Origin of the sequence: Paenibacillus sp. 2RAB27, from assembly GCF_052115445.1 — a bacterium.
GTDB lineage: Bacteria > Bacillota > Bacilli > Paenibacillales > NBRC-103111 > Paenibacillus_E.
Window position 1 is genome coordinate 295,765 of sequence record NZ_JBFRGR010000001.1, and the last position, 22,077, is coordinate 317,841.

29 protein-coding genes and 1 other annotated feature (1 of these 30 only partly in view) are annotated in these 22,077 nt (G+C 42.9%); of the genes, 2 read left to right on the top strand and 27 right to left on the bottom strand.

Annotated elements, in window-relative coordinates; all coding sequences use genetic code 11:
- Positions 1 to 132 precede the first annotated feature (132 nt).
- The 24 genes from spoIVA to AB4114_RS01470 form a co-directional block, all read right to left on the bottom strand.
- Positions 133 to 1,611, bottom strand: a complete 1,479-nt coding sequence (spoIVA, locus tag AB4114_RS01355) for a stage IV sporulation protein A (RefSeq protein ID WP_441986779.1) — start codon at positions 1,609 to 1,611, stop codon at positions 133 to 135.
- A gap of 249 nt (positions 1,612 to 1,860) precedes the next feature.
- Complete coding sequence (locus AB4114_RS01360; protein WP_441986780.1) at positions 1,861 to 2,604, bottom strand: hypothetical protein; 744 nt, start codon at positions 2,602 to 2,604, stop codon at positions 1,861 to 1,863.
- A gap of 21 nt (positions 2,605 to 2,625) precedes the next feature.
- Positions 2,626 to 2,973: a 2Fe-2S iron-sulfur cluster-binding protein gene (locus AB4114_RS01365; RefSeq protein ID WP_171628825.1), complete on the bottom strand. Its 348-nt coding sequence runs from the start codon at positions 2,971 to 2,973 to the stop codon at positions 2,626 to 2,628.
- Positions 2,974 to 2,978: 5 nt separating this feature from the next.
- Positions 2,979 to 3,569 (bottom strand): nucleotidyltransferase domain-containing protein, encoded by a 591-nt coding sequence (locus AB4114_RS01370; RefSeq protein ID WP_441986781.1) that lies wholly within the window; start codon positions 3,567 to 3,569, stop codon positions 2,979 to 2,981.
- A gap of 25 nt (positions 3,570 to 3,594) precedes the next feature.
- Positions 3,595 to 3,888: a 2Fe-2S iron-sulfur cluster-binding protein gene (locus AB4114_RS01375; RefSeq protein WP_056614418.1), complete on the bottom strand. Its 294-nt coding sequence runs from the start codon at positions 3,886 to 3,888 to the stop codon at positions 3,595 to 3,597.
- 21 nt (positions 3,889 to 3,909) lie between these two features.
- Complete coding sequence (locus tag AB4114_RS01380) at positions 3,910 to 4,089, bottom strand: DUF2768 family protein (RefSeq protein ID WP_056614420.1); 180 nt, start codon at positions 4,087 to 4,089, stop codon at positions 3,910 to 3,912.
- 98 nt (positions 4,090 to 4,187) lie between these two features.
- A complete protein-coding gene (locus AB4114_RS01385) occupies positions 4,188 to 4,454 on the bottom strand; it encodes a stage VI sporulation protein F (RefSeq protein WP_441987048.1) in 267 nt (88 codons plus the stop codon).
- 111 nt (positions 4,455 to 4,565) lie between these two features.
- Positions 4,566 to 5,591 carry an NAD(P)H-dependent glycerol-3-phosphate dehydrogenase gene (locus AB4114_RS01390; RefSeq protein WP_441986782.1) on the bottom strand — a complete coding sequence of 342 codons (1,026 nt, stop codon included), beginning with the start codon at positions 5,589 to 5,591 and terminating at the stop codon, positions 4,566 to 4,568.
- Positions 5,592 to 5,622: 31 nt separating this feature from the next.
- Positions 5,623 to 6,225 (bottom strand): glycerol-3-phosphate 1-O-acyltransferase PlsY, encoded by a 603-nt coding sequence (plsY, locus tag AB4114_RS01395; RefSeq protein WP_441986783.1) that lies wholly within the window; start codon positions 6,223 to 6,225, stop codon positions 5,623 to 5,625.
- A 13-nt stretch (positions 6,226 to 6,238) separates the two neighbouring features.
- Positions 6,239 to 7,564, bottom strand: a complete 1,326-nt coding sequence (gene der / locus AB4114_RS01400) for a ribosome biogenesis GTPase Der (protein WP_068670360.1) — start codon at positions 7,562 to 7,564, stop codon at positions 6,239 to 6,241.
- A gap of 129 nt (positions 7,565 to 7,693) precedes the next feature.
- Entirely contained in the window at positions 7,694 to 7,873 is a 180-nt protein-coding gene (locus AB4114_RS01405; protein WP_441986784.1) for a capping complex subunit for YIEGIA, read from the bottom strand.
- Positions 7,874 to 7,889: 16 nt separating this feature from the next.
- Complete coding sequence (locus AB4114_RS01410; RefSeq protein ID WP_441986785.1) at positions 7,890 to 8,792, bottom strand: YIEGIA family protein; 903 nt, start codon at positions 8,790 to 8,792, stop codon at positions 7,890 to 7,892.
- Positions 8,793 to 8,796: 4 nt separating this feature from the next.
- Entirely contained in the window at positions 8,797 to 9,417 is a 621-nt protein-coding gene (locus AB4114_RS01415) for a YphA family membrane protein (RefSeq protein ID WP_441986786.1), read from the bottom strand.
- Between the two features lie 126 nt (positions 9,418 to 9,543).
- Entirely contained in the window at positions 9,544 to 10,602 is a 1,059-nt protein-coding gene (gene fni / locus AB4114_RS01420) for a type 2 isopentenyl-diphosphate Delta-isomerase (RefSeq protein ID WP_441986787.1), read from the bottom strand.
- 29 nt (positions 10,603 to 10,631) lie between these two features.
- Positions 10,632 to 11,945 carry a 30S ribosomal protein S1 gene (gene rpsA, locus AB4114_RS01425; RefSeq protein ID WP_441986788.1) on the bottom strand — a complete coding sequence of 438 codons (1,314 nt, stop codon included), beginning with the start codon at positions 11,943 to 11,945 and terminating at the stop codon, positions 10,632 to 10,634.
- A 150-nt stretch (positions 11,946 to 12,095) separates the two neighbouring features.
- Positions 12,096 to 12,677 carry a lysophospholipid acyltransferase family protein gene (locus AB4114_RS01430; RefSeq protein WP_441986789.1) on the bottom strand — a complete coding sequence of 194 codons (582 nt, stop codon included), beginning with the start codon at positions 12,675 to 12,677 and terminating at the stop codon, positions 12,096 to 12,098.
- Positions 12,678 to 12,679: 2 nt separating this feature from the next.
- Entirely contained in the window at positions 12,680 to 13,363 is a 684-nt protein-coding gene (gene cmk, locus AB4114_RS01435) for a (d)CMP kinase (RefSeq protein WP_441986790.1), read from the bottom strand.
- A 139-nt stretch (positions 13,364 to 13,502) separates the two neighbouring features.
- A complete protein-coding gene (locus tag AB4114_RS01440; RefSeq protein ID WP_441986791.1) occupies positions 13,503 to 13,727 on the bottom strand; it encodes a hypothetical protein in 225 nt (74 codons plus the stop codon).
- A 66-nt stretch (positions 13,728 to 13,793) separates the two neighbouring features.
- Positions 13,794 to 14,447: a flagellar brake protein gene (locus tag AB4114_RS01445; RefSeq protein ID WP_441986792.1), complete on the bottom strand. Its 654-nt coding sequence runs from the start codon at positions 14,445 to 14,447 to the stop codon at positions 13,794 to 13,796.
- A gap of 97 nt (positions 14,448 to 14,544) precedes the next feature.
- Complete coding sequence (gene ypeB, locus AB4114_RS01450; RefSeq protein WP_441986793.1) at positions 14,545 to 15,915, bottom strand: germination protein YpeB; 1,371 nt, start codon at positions 15,913 to 15,915, stop codon at positions 14,545 to 14,547.
- 133 nt (positions 15,916 to 16,048) lie between these two features.
- Entirely contained in the window at positions 16,049 to 16,207 is a 159-nt protein-coding gene (locus AB4114_RS01455) for a hypothetical protein (protein ID WP_164483569.1), read from the bottom strand.
- A 58-nt stretch (positions 16,208 to 16,265) separates the two neighbouring features.
- The gene (gene prsW, locus AB4114_RS01460) at positions 16,266 to 16,973 is read right to left on the bottom strand and encodes a glutamic-type intramembrane protease PrsW (RefSeq protein ID WP_441986794.1); all 708 of its coding nucleotides are present in this window, start codon (positions 16,971 to 16,973) and stop codon (positions 16,266 to 16,268) included.
- A 183-nt stretch (positions 16,974 to 17,156) separates the two neighbouring features.
- Positions 17,157 to 17,762, bottom strand: coding sequence for a genetic competence negative regulator (locus AB4114_RS01465; RefSeq protein WP_441986795.1), 606 nt, complete (start codon positions 17,760 to 17,762; stop codon positions 17,157 to 17,159).
- A gap of 248 nt (positions 17,763 to 18,010) precedes the next feature.
- On the bottom strand, positions 18,011 to 18,322 hold the full coding sequence (locus tag AB4114_RS01470) for a hypothetical protein (RefSeq protein WP_441986796.1): 312 nt from the start codon (positions 18,320 to 18,322) through the stop codon (positions 18,011 to 18,013).
- Positions 18,323 to 18,505: 183 nt separating this feature from the next.
- Here AB4114_RS01470 and AB4114_RS01475 point away from each other — a divergent pair, with 183 nt between their 5' ends.
- Entirely contained in the window at positions 18,506 to 19,357 is an 852-nt protein-coding gene (locus AB4114_RS01475) for a polysaccharide deacetylase family protein (protein ID WP_441986797.1), read from the top strand.
- Positions 19,358 to 19,426: 69 nt separating this feature from the next.
- Here the strand turns inward: AB4114_RS01475 and AB4114_RS01480 are convergent, their stop codons facing one another.
- On the bottom strand, positions 19,427 to 19,639 hold the full coding sequence (locus tag AB4114_RS01480; protein ID WP_441986798.1) for a hypothetical protein: 213 nt from the start codon (positions 19,637 to 19,639) through the stop codon (positions 19,427 to 19,429).
- The gene (locus AB4114_RS01485) at positions 19,636 to 20,244 is read right to left on the bottom strand and encodes a CPBP family intramembrane glutamic endopeptidase (protein WP_441986799.1); all 609 of its coding nucleotides are present in this window, start codon (positions 20,242 to 20,244) and stop codon (positions 19,636 to 19,638) included. The genes AB4114_RS01480 and AB4114_RS01485 overlap by 4 nt, the downstream gene beginning before the upstream one ends.
- A 91-nt stretch (positions 20,245 to 20,335) precedes the next feature.
- On the opposite strand from AB4114_RS01485, the gene AB4114_RS01490 reads away from it, so the two are divergent.
- Positions 20,336 to 21,259, top strand: coding sequence for a hypothetical protein (locus AB4114_RS01490; protein WP_441986800.1), 924 nt, complete (start codon positions 20,336 to 20,338; stop codon positions 21,257 to 21,259).
- A 55-nt stretch (positions 21,260 to 21,314) separates the two neighbouring features.
- Here AB4114_RS01490 and AB4114_RS01495 read toward each other — a convergent pair whose 3' ends face one another.
- Complete coding sequence (locus AB4114_RS01495; protein WP_441986801.1) at positions 21,315 to 21,638, bottom strand: rhodanese-like domain-containing protein; 324 nt, start codon at positions 21,636 to 21,638, stop codon at positions 21,315 to 21,317.
- A gap of 238 nt (positions 21,639 to 21,876) precedes the next feature.
- Positions 21,877 to 22,077, top strand: a binding site (T-box leader) (it continues 32 nt past the right edge of the window).

Below are 22,077 nucleotides of genomic sequence, written 5' to 3' on the forward strand. Positions count from 1 at the left end.
TGAAAGCAGACGAATAAATTCATAGTAATACACTCAGGGAGCAATTTCAAGTATCTATTTCCATTTTATGTGGGACTTTCCGCTATTAAACGACAAAAAACACCCTTTCGGATGTTTTTTGTCCACATTTCCTTACAAAATAATGGCGATTAAGCCTCCAGAGCCTTCGTTAATAATACGTCCAAGCGTTTCTTGAAGTTTGTATCTTGCATTATCTGGCATTTGGGCAAGCTTGCCTTGTATGCCTTCTCGCACAATCGAATGCAGTGATCTTCCAAAAATATCGGACTCCCAAATCTTGAGCGGATTATCCTCAAAATCCTGCATGAGATAACGTACCAGCTCTTCACTTTGCTTCTCTGTTCCGATAATCGGTGAGAACTCGGATTCTACATCCACTCGAATCATATGAATCGAAGGTGCTGTAGCTCTTAGACGTACACCGAATCTGGAGCCTTGACGGATTAACTCAGGCTCATCTAACGCCATCTCAGCAAGTGTAGGAGGCGCTATCCCATACCCGGTTGTTTTGACCATCTCAAGAGCTTCAGCGAATTGATCATATTCCCTTTTCGCATGTGTGAAATCCTGCATAAGCTGGAGAAGATGATCCTTCCCGCGAATCTCAACACCAACGACTTCGACGAGAATACGATCATAGAGTTCATCTGGTGCAAAGAGGTCAATTTCTGCTACACCTTGCCCCATATTCAGCCCTGCTAAGGCAGCCTTGTCGATAAACTCATATTCAGCAAATTGACTGACAACACGATCAACATCGCGTAAGCGTCTGATATCCTGTACTGTATCGCGAACGGATGCTTCGAACTGTGTCCGCAGCCAATGATTCTCATCTAGAACCATAACCCAGCTAGGCAAGTTCACATTCACTTCATGAACCGGGAACTCATACAGGACTTCACGAAGCACGGAGACCATTTCTTCTTCTCCAGCGCTAGCTACACTCATTGTTACAACTGGAACGTCATAGCGGCTTTGCAGCTCGCTGCGCAGCTCAAGTGCAGGCTCACTGTTTGGCTTCTGAGAGTTAATGATCACAATGAACGGCTTCCCGACTTCTTTGAGTTCATTAATAACTCTTTCCTCTGCCAATACATAGGAAGACCGCGGGATTTCCGAAATCGTGCCATCTGTCGTAACCACAACACCCAATGTGGAGTGCTCTTGAATGACTTTCCGTGTTCCGATCTCAGCCGCTTCTTGGAAAGGAATAGGCTCATCGAACCATGGTGTATTGATCATCCGAGGTCCGTTCTCGTCTTCATAGCCTTTGGCGCCATCGACTGCATATCCGACACAATCAACAAGGCGAACGTTTACGTTCAACCCTTCGGCCACAGAAATTTGAACCGCCGTATTCGGTACGAATTTCGGCTCCGTTGTCATAATCGTGCGGCCAGCAGCGCTCTGCGGGAGTTCATCGGTAGCCCGGATCCTATCCGCTTCGCTTTGAATGTTCGGAAGCACTACAGATTCCACAAAACGCTTAATAAAGGTTGATTTCCCTGTCCGGACTGCGCCGACAACCCCCAGGTAAATGTCCCCTCCCGTTCGTTCTGCAATGTCCTTAAAGATATCCACTTTCTCCAAGAGAATCCCTCCTACAGTTTGGTCGTCAACTGACGCTAGTGACGGTAACAATTGACTACTCGTACATTCATTTGGACTAGTAAAAATATATGTACTTTCGATAGAAATATGATAGATGCGTTCCAACTTTTTTTCGCTCATATTTTATGAAGCACATACGGCTTTCGAAAGAATATATGATCAGTCGGTTCCGCTTATTCTATAAAGACAAAAAAACCTCTTACACATGGGTAAGAGGTTTGCTTAAATTCAATTCTGAGGCATAGGTTGATTATCTTTCCAAGCATAGGAAACGCTACGAATCGGCACGAAGTAGGATTTCTCTACGAGAATCTGCCTCAAATCCTGATCCGGTTTCAAGGAACTTTCTAAAGTATTATTCTTAATGAACGTGTTGATATCCATCGCATAATCAATGGATACTTCTCCCGTTTGCTTATTTAGAATGTACGTAATGGCATTTTTTCGATTATACACGGATTTAATATCAGGTTCTTTCATCCCTATCAACTTGAAATCTACATAGGCAAAGGCTTCATTCATGGCGACCCCTTGCGGCATATTGCCACCATGCTTCGTTATGTAATCATTCACTTTCTTCTGCACATCTTCCACACTTTGATAGGCAGACAGATCCATTAGCTTCACAGTAGGCTTCGTTTCGGCATCAACCAGTACGTAGATGAAGACACCACCGCTTTCAAATGCGTTCGCTGGGACCGTACTGAGCAGATTCGTTTTTTTTAGTTTAGGAAAATCGATCACATACTTCTCATAGAGTGGTGTCGTCATCTCGCTATTCTTAATGGGAAGTACGCCTGTTTTTTCATGATAGCTATCTACAGCTTGTTGCACCACAGTAATAAATTCGGCAGGATTAATTTGATTCTCTTTCCGTAGCTCTTGTGGATATGCGCAGCCTGTAAGCAAAATAACCAAGATAAGTGCCAGAAGCGAGCTTCGACCTTGGGTTCGTTGTCGTTTTATTTTCACTATTCAACCATCCTATCTTGTCTAAATGAAATCGTCATCCTCCGCTTGTCTAGCTAGCTGTGCTCGAATTGCTGCCTTTAAGGGATCCTCCGGTATGTTTACTTCCACATTACCAGTTACTCGCGCTTGGCATGCAAGACGAACCCCCTCATCAGCTAGGGAGCCAAGTTTTAACCGTTCATTCGTATTCAGAGGGGCTAGACCACTTTGGTCGCCTACCTTTACTTTACACATTAAACAAGCGGCCTTTGCTCCGCAACGAGTTCTAATATGAACTTTGGCTTTGTTACCTGCGTCCAACAATGTTGTGCCGGGTCTTACTTTAATTTTTTTATTATCTGGCCAAAAATGAACATCAAACACACTCATAAGCGTCACCGGTTCCAATCTAGCAATTCGTTCATTTTTACATGAAATTCATGACCCCACTGATTACGGTTCATTAAATCATTCAAAGCCTGCATATGTTTGTCGGGATGATCTTGCATCATTCTGAGAATCGGTTCATAGCGATCAGGCCGATTTCTAAGTACATTAAAGAGAAACTCATGTGCTAAAGGCATCACTGGAACCGCCCACGTATCAATGGAGGCAGGACTATAATAGTTCTCAGACAAGTAATTGACTTCAACTTGATACAAAGATCCCAGTGCCTTTACTTTAAAATCACCAACAACCTCAACGATATGTCCATCAATCCGATAATGACTCAGCATCGAAGCATATATAGGTGTTTCACTAAATTCTGGGTTATCCATCGCGTAAGGCTGCAGCAACTGATGTACCGTGTGAACATCCTCCAGATCGATATAAATATCCAAATCTCTGGGAGTTCTTCCAATATCGACGTTATGCATGAGTAAGCCACAGCTTCCGCCAATTAGCCATTGCACGTTATGGGCTTGCTGTAACCGAGTATGAATAGTCGAAATCGACGGGAGTAGTGGCTCCAGCAGTTTCATCATGCCCACACCTTTCAGGCAGTAATTTTTAAAAATAAGGCTTGTGCGTAACGGAAATCGTTCCTACTTGCTTTACTACGCATTGACATGCTAGACGGTAGCCCTGTGCAAGCTCCTCTGGCTCTAGTCGATCTTCTTCTGCTTCGGAAGCCTCTGCGAGCAGCTCACGACCCTCAGCAACGTAACAGCGACATCTCGCGCAGGTTCCTCGTGTACATGAAAATCCCCAATCCACATCTGCCTTCAAAGCATGATCCAGAATGGTTAATCCCGTCTCGGGCGTTAGTTTTATTTGCGTTTTGCGTGTTTTCAGTTCTAACATGATGATTTCCCCTCCGGTTGGTTAAAACAAAGAAGATAACATAAAAAGTAAGATAGGAATAAACATTAAAAAAGCAATGAATGACAACACTCCGCGCCATACGCCAGATGTTCTTGTACGTGCATACGAGATCAGGAATGACGCAACAACCATCAGTCCCATGGCCACAAATGATGCCCACATTTTGTCTAAAGGTGACATATGATAAACTCCTTATGTAAAAATCGTGAAAATGAAACACATGTAAGTATAGCACAGAATGAGAAAAAAGCATAAAGGGGATGAACCCCTTCATGCTTCTATTTCTTACCCAGCATCATGCTCATTAATTGCTGCATGTTATTGGTATCAAGTTTACTGCTTTTAACGGCTTGAATGATATCATTAATCGTTTCTTCAGACACCTTGACATTCACTAATCCAGAAACCTGTTTTATGAGAGCTCTTAATTGAACTTCACTCTGCATGGTAGATGGTTTCACTCCACTTGCAATTTTTTCGATATCTTTAGCTGTTACGGATTTGCCCGTCTTCTTCTTGACCACACTTAATACGTCCTTCGACATATCTTTATTCGCCAATTGTGCCGCCTCCTGTACCCTAAGCTATTGAGAATTCCTGATAGGGTATAGTATGAATGCGGAGAAGATCTGGTGTAGGCTATCTCCAGCCTTTTCTCATCTTGTCAACGGTAATTCTTCCATTTCGTGTGTCCGCACACGTCCCATAAGATCACCTGCTGCAAGCTGTGGAGATTTCCCTTCAAATAAAACATTATGTAATTCATTCGTAATCGGCATAGTGACCTCAAAGCGTTTCGCCAGATCATAGGCTGCTTTCGTCGTTTTCACGCCTTCAACAACCATTCCCATTTCCTTGAGCACATCTTCTAATAGAATCCCTTTGGCCAATTTGTTGCCTGCTCGCCAATTTCTACTATGTTTACTTGTACAGGTAGCGATCAAATCACCAATTCCAGCTAACCCAGCAAAGGTAAGAGGATTAGCGCCCATTGCAGTACCTAACCGCGTGATTTCCGCGAGCCCTCGAGTAACAAGTGCCGCTTTCGCATTATCACCGAAATCTAAACCGTCTGTTAGCCCTGCGCCAAGTCCAATGATATTCTTCAGTGCGCCACCTACCTCAACACCTGTTACATCCGGATTCGTATACACACGGAAATATCGCGTAATAAGCAGGTCTTGAGCAGCTTCAGCAGCTTGTAAATCCTGTGCAGCGACAACGACTGTTGTCGGCATTTTGCAAATAACTTCTTCCGCATGACTGGGTCCGGAAAGGACCACAAATCGCTTCGGATCCATCTCTGGGAGCTCATCCGCTAGTACCTCTGTCATACGTTTGAGAGTTCCTGTTTCAAATCCCTTAGTTGCATGAATGATAAGCGTATTTTTCTTCAAAAATGGACGCATTCGCGAAGCAACCTCACGCATGCCTGAAGATGGGACCACCATAATGATGGCATCCGCATCTTGCACGGCTTCTTGCAAAGAATGGGTCGCTATAATCGAAGGAGATAACGATATTTCTTTGAGAAAACGACTATTTGTGTGCTTTTCATTAATTTCTAACACTTGTTCTTCATTACGAGACCATAGAAGGACTTCTTTCCCATTATCCGCCAATACCGAGGCGAGTGCCGTCCCCCAACTTCCAGCTACAAGGACCGATACTTTTTGTGTCACGGTTTCCCCTCCTACGCGTAGTTGTTTTTCGTTAGGCTCTTTTCTGGCCCAGCTTGTTTTCTTTACCTTGAATAAGCTTCACAATATTCGTCCGATGACGTAAGAACGCAAAAGCACATAGCAAAATGCTTATCCACAATACAGGTAACGGCCGGTCCATCCCCCAAATTAGAAAAGGTAAGAGTGCTGTAAGAATAAGGGAGCCCAGCGATACGAATCGTGTGATAGCGATGATGACGATTGCTGTTAATCCTGCGATCAATGTAGGGACAAAACAAAGTGTCGCCATGACACCAATGGTGGTCGCAATGCCTTTTCCACCGCGAAAGCCGAAATACACTGGCMAATTATGCCCTACAATGGCTGCTAAACCACACAAAACACGAATCCAGATGTCGTCAGGTCCCGGGGCAGCCCACACGCCTAGTAAGACAGCTACGACGCCTTTCAAGGCATCCAACAGCAGGACAAGGATTGCTGGCCCCTTCCCGAGAACGCGGAGCGTATTCGTTGCCCCCGCGTTCCCACTACCGTGCTTGCGGATATCTATTCCCTTAAACCATTTTCCGAATAAATAACTAAAGCTGATGGATCCTAGTAAATAGCCCACTACAATTGTTATTATCGAAACCAATGTACAACATCTCCTATTCTTTGTCCGAAGTTTTTCTACGGCTCAAGATGCGAATGGGCGTTCCTTCAAAGCCAAATGCAGCACGGATTTTGTTATCTAAATAACGTTCGTACGAGAAATGCATAAGCTCTGGCTCATTCACGAAGAGTACGAACACAGGTGGCTTAACGGCTACTTGCGTCACATAATTAATGCGCAGACGCTTCCCTTTGTCCGTTGGCGGCGGATTATATGCAACCGCATCGGAAACAACATCATTCAGGAGATGCGTTTGAACGCGCAAGGCATGATTCTCAGCCACTTGTACGATAACAGGCAGCAGTTTATGAAGCCTCTGTGTTGTTTTCGCAGATACAAACACGATCGGTGCATAACTCAAGAACAAGAAATGATCGCGAATCGTCGTCGTAAAATGTTGCATTGTCTTATCATCTTTCTCAACGATATCCCATTTATTTACGACAATGACAATCGCTTTTCCTGCTTCATGCGCATAGCCTGCAATATGTTTATCTTGGTCAATAATACCTTCTTGTCCGTCGATTACAACCAGCACCACATCTGCTCGCTCAATAGCTTTCATTGCCCGCATTACGCTGTATTTCTCGGTGTTCTCATAAACTTTGCCACGTTTTCGCATGCCAGCTGTATCAATGATAACGAACTTCTGTCCATCACGCTCAAACGGTGTATCGATCGCATCACGTGTTGTACCTGCAACGTCGCTCACAATAACTCGCTCTTCACCAAGAATCGCGTTCGTCATCGACGATTTCCCAACGTTTGGACGACCAATCAAGGCGAATTTAACAACTTCTTCGCCATACTCGTCATCGGTTTTGTCCGGAAATAAATTACAAACAACCTCAAGGAGATCGCCAATCCCAATTCCGTGCGAACCCGAAATCCCTACAGGATCACCGAAACCAAGGGAATAGAATTCATAGATATCATCTTGACGCGCCAAATTATCCACTTTATTTACTGCCAAGACAACTGGCTTCTTCGAACGGAACAATAGCTGCGCTACTTCCTCATCCGATGGAGTTACACCCGCCTTCGCGTCAACCATGAACACGATGACATCCGCTTCTTCAATCGCAAGCTCAGCTTGTACACGAACAGATTTCAAGATTACGTCTTCGCCGTCAATTTCAATACCGCCAGTATCAATGACACTAAACGATGTATTCAGCCATTCACCAACACCATATAAACGATCTCGTGTAACACCTGGTTTATCTTCTACGATCGCCATACGATCGCCTACGATTCGATTAAAAATGGTGGATTTCCCGACATTAGGTCGGCCAACAATTGCAAGTACGGGTCTAGCCAATTTACATCTCTCCTTCGGATTCCATGATCGTACATGGAAAATTACGCAACTTACATCATAACAAAAAAGAGGCGCCTTGGCTAATCTCTTTTGAGACTTCCATCAAATATGCGCCCATTCTCCAGATAATCAGGAATGTTTCACCAGAATCATCGTACCATTTTTCAGATCATGGGCATTCGCGTCTAACATTTTCTCCAAAGAGAATGCGGTTCTCTGCAACTCCTCTTCACTTTCAACCACAAAGATTGGTGCACCGCCAGCAATCCGGTCTTTCGACAATGTCACGATCGCGAGAATTTGCGACATAAGGGCATTACCCCTCCTACTTTTTATTTACTCCAGCTTCAGAAGGCATGCGCACAGCACTTTCAAGAACAGGTACACGATGGAGGGCAGTGAGCGTTTTCTCTTTGTCATTTTCCTGCAAAAGCAAAAGCAAACCTATCGTCCCTGAGTCCAGGTCCAATTTAGCCATKGGTCGTAAAGAAGGTTCTCCCTCATCACGATACACGCCGAACAAAGTAGACATATCATACATAATGGCTTGCCTCTGGCCAACATGAGAAATCGTAACACGTGCATTCCGATTTTTGGGCTTAATTAGAAAGCCTTGACCGTATTTCATTATTTTCTCACGTGAATCCTGAAGCCCAACATTCATGATATATATAGAACCAACAGAAGCATCAGGCCCATCCATATGAATATCAGCGGGTTCAATATCAGCGATATCCCCTAATTTGCTTCCTGATTTAAAAAAGTTTGCGAGCCAAATCGAGATTACTCCAGCAGCTATCCCCCAGTACCAAGCACCTAATATACTGAATAAGGAGGCCATGAAAGCTGTCATAATGACCAAATAATTACGACCTTCGAAAACCATCGCAATCCCTTCGATATAGGCAGCTCCACGGGGTACAAGTTCTAACTCATCCACTTTCGTTAAACTCTGTCTTTCCATATTGCGTACATCTCTAAATTGTTGTGCCGCCAAGGAAAGAAACGTGACTGCCGTGTAGTTTTTCTCCAACAGCGCAGGAACGGCAACCGCTCCAAGACCAGCAGCGATCACACCGAGTGAGACATGAATAATTTTGCCATGTGGATACGTTGGATATTGCCGATAATCCGTCCGAAGCATATTGATCCGCGATATAATACCAAAAATAACACCAATGACAATCCCGATGGTATAACGATGTGAATGTAACCACGCCAAATCCATTACGTTAGTTGCCCCCCTTGCGGTCTAACCAGCTTCTCACGACGTTTCGGCAACCACTATATGCAGCTTGTATTACAATCGTTATCGTCCTTGCTGTAAAGATAGACAGCCACCACTGATCTTGGAACGTGGCCATGCCCAGTTGATGAAATCCATCTACTAGATGAATACCTGCTTGATACATATCCCCGATCAGATATCCGATCGAAATGGCAGCAATTTGCTCCCATGCATTACGCTGCACGATTACGGCTACAACGGCAATCAACAGAGCAGTCTGCCATTCTGAATTACGAATGATAAGGATAGGGTCCATTTCTAGCAGTTGTTGAAATAGAAAGTGAAGTGAACCGATCAGAAGTCCTATGGAAAGCAGATGTAGCTTATGTATAAAACCTTGTGTGACATAAAGAATACTAAAGGCAATCGTTAGTACAACAACATAGACAAGCTGGATATGTACATGTTGTATCGTCAGCGTTACTCGCGATCCGATCAGCCAAGAGGCAAAAAAAAGAAGCATGCCTTTATGCGATATACTTCGGATGTACAGCTCCTTCCAGCCGCTAGCGAGCAAGATCAACGTGATGCAAAGGAGAATAAGCGACAGATAACCGGCATTCATAATCAAACCACCTAGCCTGCTTAGCTACCGATGACTTTCAAATTCATCGATTTGCTTGCGGATCTTCAGACTCCCCCTATACAAATAAGGAAGATCTGCCTGATCCTTAGTATGGCAATATTTTGATTATTTACTCTGATTAGTTCGCTCTGCGTATGAAGTTAAGTCAATACCTCTCGTTCGACACCATTCCGCGGTATCTCCAACGATGACTACTGGGCATCCCGTAAGGGCTTGAATCGAATTAGCGCCTAACGCTGTCATAATTAAAATAAGTCCTTGGTGCAGCTCTTCTGCATATGTGTGAAGTGCATCTACACCATCTATACGCAATACCTTCAGAAATGCGCCTGCCATGCCCACTGCCGATGCGCCTAAGGTAAGTGCTTTCGCCGCTTCCAATGCATTTGTAATGCCGCCTGACGCAATAATAGAACCCCACGGATAAACAGATAGGGCCTCTAATAAAGTCATGCTTGTCGGTGTACCCCAATCATTCAGCCAATTTAATGCAGCAGGTCGTCTGGCATTTTCAATGGCAGCAAAATTCGTCCCACCTGAGCCCCCCACATCGAGCACCTGAACGCCAATATCTCTCAATTGCTTCGCGTTATCACGCGAAATGCCAAAGCCAACCTCTTTCACAATGACAGGTACGGGCGTAAGACGAACAATGTTTTCAATACGTCCAAGCATACCTACGAAGCTGCGATCACCTTCTGGCATAATTAGCTCTTGCATAACGTTCAAATGGATTTGAAGCGCATTCGCTTCTATCATATCTACAGCTCGCAATGCTTGATCTGTTGTGGCTTCACTCCCCAAATTAGCGAAGATGATACCATTCGGATTCTCGCGTCGCACCACTTCGTAACTGKATGCCACTTCGCTATTCTTAATAGCTGACATCTGGGAGCCAACAGCCATAGGCAAACCTTTCTCCCTCGCGAGTATGGCCAATTCGCGATTAATACTCTCTGTCTCATGAGCGCCGCCGGTCATTGCATTAATTAAAATCGGCGAACTCATAGTGAGATCGCCGATTGTTGTTGTTAAAGCAATATGATCCGTCGAAGTCTCAGGAAGACAGTTATGCACAAGCTTGATATCCGCCAACCCTTGTTGACGGGTTTGACCAAGCTCCAGCGCGTAATGGACATGCTCCATTTTGCGTGAGATGCGCATTTCTGTACCCTCCTAGAAATTGGATCTATTTATTTTTTAAATTTAGCCAGTTTATCTCCGAAACGCTCACCAAGAGTCATGGACAAACCTTGATTGCTTAGGGATACGTTTTCGTTACCAGCAATTTCTTTTTGGTGACTAGCGCTGTTACCACGATCACGATCGCCGCGCGGTTGTCTTTCTCTTTCTGGTTTGCCAGCTGATGACGGAGCCGCTGCACCAGCAGGTGCTTCAGGAGCATCCTCTGTATCTTTAATGCTTAAGCTAACACGTTTCTCAGCAAGATTGATTTCCAAGATTTTCACTTGAACTTCTTGGCCTTCTTTCAAAACTTCATGCGGAGTACCGATGTGACGGTGTGCGATTTGGGAAATGTGAACAAGACCCTCAACACCTGGTGCCACTTCAACGAATGCACCGAAAGCTGCAAGACGTTTAACTGTACCTGTTACGATATCACCAGCTTTGAAATCACGCTCAACATTTGACCAAGGACCATCTTGCGTAGCTTTGATGCTCAAGCTGATTTTGTCATTGGCTGGATCCAATTTAAGGATTTGCACCTTAACTTTGTCTCCTTCTTTAACAACATCAGAAGCTTGTTCAACATGCTGCCAAGCAAGTTCAGAAATATGAACAAGTCCATCAATACCACCGATGTCAACAAATGCACCGAATTGTGTCAAACGTTGTACAGTACCATCTAGTACTTGACCAACTTGAAGACCTTCGATGATTTTCTTCTTGTTTGTTTCGAACTCTTCATCCAAAATATCTTTTTGGGAAAGAATGACTTTGTTTTTCTCGCGATCAATTTCTTTCACACGAAGACGCAAAGTGCGGCCTTTGTAGGAAGAGAAATCTTCAACGAATTGACGCTCAACCATGGAAGCAGGTACGAAACCACGTACACCAATATCCACAACTAATCCGCCTTTAACAACCTCAGCAACAGCTGCTTCGATGATTTCTTTGCTCTCAAGTTGCCCTTGCAGCGTTTCCCAAGCTTTCTCGTTGTCAACAACACGTTTGGACAATACCAACGTTTCTTTTGCATCGTTGATGGAAACGATCTTCAATTCTACTTCTTGACCAAGCTCAACTGCTTGCGCAGCATCATTCAAGCTTACGGAAGAAAGCTCACGAACTGGGATGACGCCATCGTATTTGTAACCGATATCCACGAAAGCTTGATCAGCGTCTACTTTAACGATTTTGCCTTTTACCGTAGCGCCTTTCTTCAACACAGCAACATTGTTAAGCGCGTGCTCTGCTTCTGCTTGTGATACGGCCGTTTCTTGAGCTTCCTGTGATTGATCTTCAACTTTTACTTCATCTGACATGAGATTAGCCTCCTCTATTTACAACCAACAAAAATAATTTATAAGTCACAAAGCAGCAGTCAAGCTCCTACTCTGTTTCAAACACAATAATAAGTTCAAATCACTTTATGGTTAGTATAATTCCAAGCTTTCAATTCCATACATTTCTGCTTATGCTTTACTAGTAACTGTATGTAGTCGGCGAATTTCTTTCATAATCGCTTCCGTCGCCTGCTCCAGATCCTCTGAACTACCGCCTTCATAAGCGCTCATATCAAGTGGTTTACCATAAACGATCGTCATACGACGGAAAAGTGAATAGGTACCTACGATGGCTACCGGAACAACGGCCGCGCCCGACTTCAATGCAAGACTAGCAGCGCCTTTCTTCCCCATTCCACCCGCATTGCTTCTAGATCCTTCAGGAAAAACACCAAGCATATTGCCGTCACGCAGCAGCTGTACAGCAAGGCGAATCGACTCTCTGCTTACGCCTCCGCGTTTAACTGGGAATGCGCCTACTTTAGATATGATAGACCCAAGTACTGGTATATCAAACAGCTCCGCCTTGGCCATGAAATGCACCTTGCGGCGCAGTGGTGAACCTAAGAATGGTGGGTCCAATAAGCTAGTATGATTACCACACAAAACAACTGCCCCTTGCGTTGGAACATTGTCCATTCCGATAGCACGCATTCGAAAAAAAACGGTGAAAATAAATCGAAATAAGGCTCTTCCGATGCGATATAGCATCTTTATTTGCCACCTCCGACTTTGTCCTTGCAAAGTCCAAGAATTTCGTCCACTACTTCTTCGATCGTCATTGATGTACTGTCCATCAACACGGCATCATGCGCCCTACGCAGTGGTGAAATTTTCCTAGCCTCATCGAATTGATCGCGACGTGCGATATCCTGCTCCAATTCGGAAAGAGTCAGTGTATTGGTACCACTGTTTTCTAATTCCTTGAATCGGCGCTCAGCACGTTCCTTCACACTCGCAGTTAAGAAAACCTTAATCTCTGCATCTGGCATGACATGTGTACCAATGTCACGGCCGTCCATGACTACGCCTTTGGAAACAGTCATTTGCTGCTGTAGTGCAACTAACAAATGACGTACAGCGCCATAGCTGGCAATTTGTGAAACATGTGTCGTTACGTCCAATGAACGAATCGCTTTCGTCACATCAACACCATCTACGATAACCTGTTGCCCTTCATCTCCAGGGATGAGCTCAATCTGCATGCGATTGGCTAACGCAGCCACTTCTGTTTCTTGATCAGGTAGCAGCCCTTCTTGCTGTACTTTCCACGTTACTGCTCGATACATGGCTCCTGTATCCACGTAAATAAAACCAAGTGCACCGGCAACTAGCCGTGCTATGGTACTTTTACCGGCTCCAGCAGGACCATCTATGGCAATATTGAACTTATCCAAGCTGCTGTTCCTCCTAACAATACTTCACAGTACCTTACGAACAAAAAAGCAGGCACTTGCCTGCTAATTACTAGAAATTATATCACACAACATGGTCATATGCAAAACTTGGGTTCTATCCTGCCTTGATTTCATGCGCTTATGAGCGTTCTTTTTGCGGATGTTCCGGTACGATATACGGTTGCCCTTCGAGCGGCTCAACACGTGTGAAATGCTTGCGTATATACGCATTTTGCAGTAATGCTTGTACACAAACTAGCAATATTACAACAAAAATTACAGCTCTAATAATGACCTTCTCTACTTTCACAGAAAAGCGCAAAAATAACTGTTCATATGGTTCTGCTTCTTGCTCCTTGGACATGAGATCACACTCCCGCTAGCATCCGATATGCATAGCAGTATACCCTTAGCGTTTATGTCTCAATCCCTAGCGTTTACGAAAATCCATTTGTCTCTCAAAGCAAAAACGAATCAGTTTCTGCCGCTCTCTATCCGCGATCTCTGCAAATCGGATCATAACTAATTGCTTACCCGTCTCCGTTCCTTTCACGCGAACTACTTCACCTGTAAAAGGAATATGTTCGATCGATCCATTTTTGAATGGCGCAAGTACCCAACAAGAAATGATTGCATTTAAGCCTATCGGAATATGTCCATCACATATAAATGAAATACCTCCACCGCCAACATCATCGGTCAATCCAATAAATTGGATCTGGTCGTTCAGCTTTACGGCGATTTCTAATTCTGCTAAAACGCGAAGGAAATTTCTACGTTGTATTTGCGTGATCGCGCTTAACTCTGGAAGCCTCAGTTCGATCAAGCGAATAACATCCTCTGTAAAAGCTACAACTTCTGTTGTGAAATAATGCTTCACACCGCCTTGACCTAGGAAATGAGCACTAATTTCATCACCCTGATAAAGTTTTTTTAATCGTCCTGTCTTTTCATTCAAAGGAATTTCAATGATAATTGCACTCTCTGTCACATCCGCAATTCTAGACTTATATTCGATTTTGGACTCTTCTTCATCAATACTGTTCATTTGCATATGTAAAATCTGGTTGACCTTAGGAAGCAATTTCCGCACCTCCGCGAAGTAATATACATTAATTATACCATGACCTCACCATTTAGATAGAAAAAAAAGAAGCAGGATGATATCCTGCCTCTTCCTCCTATGATTTTCCTTTTGCAACTTCCGCTTGATCCTGGCGAATTGTCTCTATTTTCTCTTCCATGCCCACATCTGCATTTACGTAAACACGATAGATATTGTTATTCATCGTACCGATAAATTCATGACAGAGGACTTCTTCGTCCAGATCATTTTTGATAATCGCAAGCGATTCGCCTGTAACTTTCATTTTAGAACTCAGTTGCTTACGTGCTTGGTCTACCGTAATTTTCGGTTGGCCAATATTGCGTTTCTTCTGTGAATAAATATAATTGGTCGCTTGTAGCCCTGTTACTTCAAGGGTATCTAAAGCAACTTTAACGGTAACTTGTTCCGGATAAATGGTGACATTATTTTCTTTCTTTGCGAACAGAATCGTTGCTGTATTCTGGTATTGATCATAACTAATTGCGCTTAAATCCTTGTACTCATGCCCATCCAGAAATTCATTCGCTACGTCTCTCGCTTGACGAAGATTGAATTTCGCAGTTGGAACATCACGAGACTTCATAAAATAAATCAAATGACCACCTTTTTTGGTGAAATCCATTTGCGTGTCCGTTTTCGAAGCATCATTGCTTGGAATAACAACACTATAACTTTGAAACTCTGGTGCACTTCCGCCGTTCTCGACAACTTTGATGCCGCTCGAATCTTTAACCCCAAGGAAATCAATAGCTTTCTTTTTCACTTGATCTGCCGTCATATCATTGCCCGTCAGCATTTTAACATCATTTTTGGAGAACACATTTAAGCTTCCTGTCCCCCAGTTCAACTCCTCATATCCACCTACTTGTTTATCCACAATCTTAAAGCCATCGATAATCGCATTGTCGTGCATTTCATTTTCAGATGCGAGAGCCGTCTCCACATCCATCCATCGCAAATTATTTGCTATTACTTTATTTTGTACACCCCGAATTTCTTTCGTTATATCAGCAGAATGTGCATACAAGGTGTTCAACGTTTTCATTTCCGCTTCGGTTAAAGGCTGTTTCGTCATATCGCGAACTGACATGCGGTAAGAGAAATTAGCCATATTCGCTAGGAAATCTTCCGTTTTGTTAAAAGGCAGCAGCATTAAAGGCAATTGTGTGATATCACTCTGTGCTTGACTGGTTAAACGCCAAACATTAACCAAACCTTTACGGTAGGATGGTTCCGAGGTTTCATTCACCGCCAACGTGTTGCCTAATTCCGTATGTAGCTTATCCATGTGAAAGGACAGGTCATGAAACGCGCGTTGGTACTGATTCTCAGCCTTAATTAATATCGTATTCTTTTCTTGGTGTTCCAAATACCCCCACACAGAAGCCCCGATTAAAGCCAACAATAGAAATGGAAACATGACGATACTTAATCTTTTATACACAGAACTGCTCCTTTCATACCCAATCTTGCGATTAGTTTTTACGCGTGGAGGCAGGTTTATACAAGATTGACATAAAGTTTATCAAAGCATTCCTACATGCAAAAAAAGGCCTATTCGGAAGAATGGCCTTTCGTTAACTTTCGGTTTCTATTTCAAAATCGTGCTCATTACTGCATATACATTGCCGAAATCCAGTTTCAATCTTGTCTTTTTCCTTTTTGCCTCGCAATACGAACTTCTCACCGCATAACCGACATCGGATCTTCACTTTCACGCGCGTCGTTAATGACATGTATGCCCTCCCGGTCTATCCCCATTCCATGTAATGGAGTTCAACAAATATACAGTCATTATGACCCAAATCTCCCCATTTTAATCTTCTCTTCCACAGTCACAACGCGTAAAGGCGAGTGTGCGTTAGCACGATCTACACGCCATATCGACCGTAACCATAGAAACGTCATGAGGGGAATCATAATCCAAATCCAGCTGTTTTTGAATATAAGCAAAATATAATCAAATGCACCGTGCCACGCAATTGGCAGCAACAGCGATAGCCATAAGTACCTATTTTGCTTATGAGGAACGAATTTGGCCTTGCCCATGTAATACCCCATCATGACACCAAATAAAGCGTGTCCCGATACTGGCAAAAGCGCACGAAGCATCAATGCCGAGAAAGAAGAAGCATGCAAGAATGCGTAAATAATATTCTCCAATGTGGCAAAGCCAAGACTGACAGCTACCGCATACACAATCCCGTCGTAGGGTTCGTCGAAAGCTTCATGACGGAAAATCAAGTGATACAGTAACAACCACTTCAGAAACTCTTCGATTCCTCCTGAGAGAAAAAAGGATGTCATGATCGTGCCATTGCCGAACTCCTGGATAAATGCGTTCTGTAGCACCATCGTCGGATAAACGAGTAGTACACCGAAGAGAAACATCCGTATCACTAAATGGATAGGTTCTGTTTCGTACCGATCCTTCAGATAAAAGTAGGCGAGCAATGAGAGACCTGGCGCTATGGCTGCCAATAAAATAGGCACAATATGCATGTTCCAGCTCCCCTCTGATTTTGAAATTCCATGCTTCTATTATAGTCGTTCTGTCTAGATATTTCTACGTGTAACACAAACGACCTTAGTTGCGTATTATGGAAAACAAAACAAGCATCCTCAAAAACGGTTGTTTTTGGGAGATGCTTGTTTCATTCTTATGCATCAGGACGTGAGTCCCAATTATTTGAAATGGCGGCAGARCACCTTAACGGCATCATCTGCAATGATTGTTTTCCCGTATTCCTCAAGCACAGCCAAGGTCACTGAAGAAGCTTCACCGAACTCAGATAAGACAGCGATAAGAGCTTGATACTTGGTTTCTTCAAGTTCTACAGGTTCTAGCTGTAAAATATATTTCCCCTTATACGAATACAGGGTACCGCCTTCCATCAGAAGGGGATTAATTACTTTGGATACACGCAGCAGATCTTCAAAATCACGGAAAGCATAGGAGATCAGATCACTTTGTTCAAGCGTAACTTCCATTTCGTACACTTCTTCAGCTTCATGATCATCATATGCATCAGAACTCGCATACAAATCAAGCTTGCCTCTAGTAACGATAACAACCATACCCTGCGCTGGGAGGGCGAATACCTCAACAGCAAGCGGACCGGACGGGTCAAATCCGAGCTCCGAATAGGCTTGATCCATCATCTCACTAAACAACTCGTGCACTTTCGGAATTTCTCTCCACATGTCGTCTTTTTGAATTCCACGTTCAGTTAAGTCATCGAATGTTAGGAAAATCCGTATCTTATCCTGACTTAAGCGTTCTATTTTCATGATAGGATCCTCCTTTGAGCTCTCCAACTGGAAAGCTTGCATCGAAAGCATGGTCACCTTATTTCAATCAGAATATGTTAGAAAAATAAAAAGGTGAACCACTAATACATAAATGGACATGCATCCATCTATTGTTTTCACCTATCATGTTAACACTAAATCTTTGTAATTGCACGCTTAAGTTATGTATAAAAAGAAAAAGCACAGCCGGCCCCGTKGGTATGCCGGACTGTGCTGAGCGCTTATCTTTATTGTATTGTTGCGCTGCTTATTTTATTATCCTGCAGAATTTCATTGACAGTTGCCTTCAAACTTGGGTCTTCTTTGACGATTTTCTCTACTTTGTTTAAGCCATTTGTACTCGTCGAGGAGAAATTTCGGGCTGTAGATTCTCCGAAAGATTTGCTTGTGAACGTTTCTTTTGCCTTATCCATGACATTGCCCATCGATTGACTAGGTGAGCTAAATGCTGAGAATAGCATGGATTTACTTTTACGATTGAGATAAATTACAGCAGCCGCGCCTGCAATGCCACCAAGCATAAATGTTCCTAATTTCATTGGATCTCCCTCCATGATAAGTAGTATGAATCCTTTCTAGGTTGTGCGAGTTTAGAAGTGGACATACATAACTGAAGAAGGAAAACATAGGAGAATTGACATCTGCGAATTGTGATCTATATTGTGGTACTATAAGTGATGACAAAAATGTAAACCATGTAAGGATCTGAGGAGAAGACGAATATGAAAAAGAAAGCAAGCACACTAATCCTAACAGTCATACTTCTATTGGCTGCCTGCAGTGCAAATCAAACCGAAACAAGTCCTGCTGCAACTATAAGTGTAGCGCCAGTTGTTCAAGTGACATCAGGCCCAAGTGCATCTCCAACTCCCACTGCGGCTCCTACAACCACACCTTCACCAACACCAACTGCTCCTGTAATAGAAGCAGTACAAAAGACCTATCACATGAATAAAAACTATGATATCGTGCCCAACGACCCCAATGGTAATAAAAAAGTCATTTTATTGACCTTTGATGATGGACCTAAAGACCAAGCGATGAATCAATCTCTCATTGATATTCTGAACAAACATAAAGCGAAGGCCATCTTCTTCATGAACGGTTATCGCATTAAGCAAAAGCCAGAACTCGTAAAACTTGTTCACGAAAGCGGCAATATCATCGGTAATCACGCCTGGGATCATGACAATTTGAAAGATATGCCGAATGACAAAATTGATAAGCAAGTTGACGATGTTCAGCAAATTGTGAAAGAAATTACGGGTCAGTCCCCRCAATTTTTCCGTCCTCCATTCGGCTCAGGTAATGATTATTTGAAATCTAAAATTAAAAATAATAAAATGCTTTACATGACATGGTCAAACGGATCATTAGATTGGGACATGACGAATAAGAATAATGATTCGAATAAAATCATTGAGAATGTGTTGCAACAGCTTCATAACGGCAGCAATATCCTCATGCATGAGCTCCCATGGACAGTAGCTGCGCTTGATACGATGCTCACGAAGCTCGAGGAAAAAGGCTATACGTTTGTTGATCCCAATACCATTGAATTAGAAATGAGATAGGAATGAAATAAGAGCCCTATACTGCCGCGAATGTTTCGTTTCGTGGCAGCGTAGGGCTCATTTTATTTGTTACAACGAAGAATTTGAGTACTTGATCCCCCAAACAGTTAAACTCACAACTAAAGCGATAAATAACCAAAGTAATGTCATATAGAAAAGGTTCGTCCATTTGCCTTGCTCTGAAGGGTGTACAGCTCTACGCGGCGGTAAATAGGTATCATCCCCTTGTTGCTCCTCCACGCCAGGATTTGAACGCGAAGCTACTCTTTCTCCAGCACTCATGAACCTTGATCTTCCTCCTTGCTAAACCGAAGTATGCAACCCATCACCATATCAATCATAAAGTGAGCAATTATTGGTGTCCATAGGCTTCCCGTATGAAGGTAAATCCAACCTAAGCCATAGCTAATACCAAAAACCATCCCTGTCATGAGCCAATGCTGTAGATAGCGAACATGGATTGCAGCAAATAAAATACTAGTCCAGTAAGGCCCCCAGGCATGTTGAATCGCACCACGGAATAGGACCTCTTCACAGACAGAAACGATAAATGAAATAAGTGCAATATGCCAAAGGGCCCTATTACCAAAAATCATTTGATTAATACCACCGTCATCAGATACTTMTTTGGGTACCCATCGCGAAATAAGAATGTCAACTCCAAGGACTACTACAGCAAATAAACAACCCCAAATGAGGACACGCCAACCACCTTGAAACGACAACGCAGAAAGAATCTTTGAATTACTCTGAAATAATAGGATGATAATTCCGATAATAAGCGTAAGCAGTTGTGTAATATAAAGATTCAGCAATAAAGTCTTGTCATTCAGTTCATTGATATCAACTTTCCCAATACGAAGGTTCTTAAAATCGATTTTTTTCAAAGGAAGCAGCCTCATTTCCTTATAATATTCCTTTTTCATGCTGATTGACCTATACTAAAACAACTATAAAAGACAACAAGGAGCTTGATTTATGGAGAAGCGTCTTACCCGCACTGATTATTTATTTGCCCTCATGTTTATCTTTATGCTGGTCTGTATACTTGGCGCTTTTTTCTATGGCTTGCGATTAGGACAAACGAAATCCGATTTAAAATATGATAAAATCATGCATGCTGATCAAGCAGCTGTACCCGAAATAGGCGCTTATGACCAACAAGTGCTAGTGTCATATTACCATACCATCTTTTTACCCTTTAGGGAATTTCAGAATAAATGGTTTGAATTATTGAGTCAAATTGAAATGGATAACACCGCCGCCGTGGATGCATCTGCCGTTCTGAAAGAGCTAAGTAAAATTGCTGCAGACAAATATAATACGCTGCAAAGTAAAAACATGCCTGCCTCTTCGCCACTGCTCGTGCAGTCACACCAAGGCTATCTGAAAAGCTTAAAGCTTTTTACCGACGCGTTAAGTACTTATCAATCTAAAGCTAATGCACAAAGTCATTCACAGCTGCTTGATGCCATTCAGAAGGATGCGTACTTCTTAGAAGCCAAAACACAAGCCTTAACCGCACAGAAAAATTATTTCGACTCCATCCTAGTTTGGAATGGCACTATGGATCCAGACATTGAATATTTCGATCCTAATAATACAGCCAATCTCGATCAATGGCGCGCTATGAATTTCAACGTAAAGAACGTATATATTACCGCTAAATTATTGAAAAATAAGGCATTCTCGCCTTTCTATCCGCAAGATTTAACTATCAGGATTGATGAATTCATCGCGTCCGGCCAAGCCAAGAAATTAAATGTGAATGATGTGAATCAAACCATGGAATTATTGCTTAGCACGAATGCTGTTCGCACAGGTGACTTTGTCAAAGGCAAAGCGAAATGGTACTCCAATGAAACATTGCCTCAATTACCGTTCTTTTCAGATGCAAAATAAGAAAAAAGCTGAAGATTTGGCCCACTCGGTGGACGAAGTCATCAGCTTTTACTTTTTAGTCGTATTGGAAGCCGCGGAACATACCGATAGCAGCCATTCCCCCGTCAACATTAATAACACGTTCGAAACCGTTTTCTTTTAAATATTCAGCTACGCGCATACTGCGCATCCCATGTGCACAAACGATATATATGTCTTCATCTTCTGGAAGCTCACCCATACGGAGCGGAATTTGCCCCATGGGAATTAATTTGGCTTCTTCCATATGATAGTACTCCCATTCATGGGGTTCTCTTACATCAATGATGACACTATTTCCTAGTGTTTTCTGGTCGACTGCTTGGAGAAAAATTTGCGGATAAATGTGATTAATTTCCATTTTGGTACACACTCCTGCTTTCATTAGTTAAGAACCTAATATTCACTGTACCATACAAGAAAACGGGCCTCAAATATAAGCAAAATGTCATTGCATTCTGAACATTCTTGCTATAAAATAAACGAAAAGCTTCTGATTAACTGTCAATCCGAACATTTATGACGTAAAAGTGAAAATCGTTCGACATGTATTGACACGATTTCGAACGCATGGTAATCTATTAAAAATTCTATATCACAGTACAGCGTTGACGGAGCCAAGCAAATAAAGTAGCTTTCAGAGAACCGGTGGTAGGTGAGAACCGGTAGCGAACAAATTGCGGAGCACTCCAGAGTTATTGCATTGAACGGTAGTAGATGCAATCGGGTTAGGAACACGTTACAGTTCCAGGTCGCAAGACCAAATGAGGCTACCCATGCGAATGGGCAGCGAACTAGGG

Coding starts and splice junctions, on each gene's coding strand:
- AB4114_RS01365 (WP_171628825.1), bottom strand. CDS start 2,973: ATGAGTGTGTTTGATGTTCATTTTTGGCCAGATAATAAAAAAATTAAA.
- AB4114_RS01370 (WP_441986781.1), bottom strand. CDS start 3,569: ATGATGAAACTGCTGGAGCCACTACTCCCGTCGATTTCGACTATTCAT.
- AB4114_RS01375 (WP_056614418.1), bottom strand. CDS start 3,888: ATGTTAGAACTGAAAACACGCAAAACGCAAATAAAACTAACGCCCGAG.
- AB4114_RS01380 (WP_056614420.1), bottom strand. CDS start 4,089: ATGTCACCTTTAGACAAAATGTGGGCATCATTTGTGGCCATGGGACTG.
- AB4114_RS01385 (WP_441987048.1), bottom strand. CDS start 4,454: ATGTCGAAGGACGTATTAAGTGTGGTCAAGAAGAAGACGGGCAAATCC.
- AB4114_RS01405 (WP_441986784.1), bottom strand. CDS start 7,873: ATGTCGCAAATTCTCGCGATCGTGACATTGTCGAAAGACCGGATTGCT.
- AB4114_RS01415 (WP_441986786.1), bottom strand. CDS start 9,417: ATGAATGCCGGTTATCTGTCGCTTATTCTCCTTTGCATCACGTTGATC.
- rpsA (WP_441986788.1), bottom strand. CDS start 11,945: ATGTCAGATGAAGTAAAAGTTGAAGATCAATCACAGGAAGCTCAAGAA.
- AB4114_RS01430 (WP_441986789.1), bottom strand. CDS start 12,677: ATGCTATATCGCATCGGAAGAGCCTTATTTCGATTTATTTTCACCGTT.
- AB4114_RS01440 (WP_441986791.1), bottom strand. CDS start 13,727: ATGTCCAAGGAGCAAGAAGCAGAACCATATGAACAGTTATTTTTGCGC.
- AB4114_RS01455 (WP_164483569.1), bottom strand. CDS start 16,207: ATGTCATTAACGACGCGCGTGAAAGTGAAGATCCGATGTCGGTTATGC.
- prsW (WP_441986794.1), bottom strand. CDS start 16,973: ATGCATATTGTGCCTATTTTATTGGCAGCCATAGCGCCAGGTCTCTCA.
- AB4114_RS01470 (WP_441986796.1), bottom strand. CDS start 18,322: ATGAAATTAGGAACATTTATGCTTGGTGGCATTGCAGGCGCGGCTGCT.
- AB4114_RS01480 (WP_441986798.1), bottom strand. CDS start 19,639: ATGAGTGCTGGAGAAAGAGTAGCTTCGCGTTCAAATCCTGGCGTGGAG.
- AB4114_RS01490 (WP_441986800.1), top strand. CDS start 20,336: ATGGAGAAGCGTCTTACCCGCACTGATTATTTATTTGCCCTCATGTTT.
- AB4114_RS01495 (WP_441986801.1), bottom strand. CDS start 21,638: ATGGAAATTAATCACATTTATCCGCAAATTTTTCTCCAAGCAGTCGAC.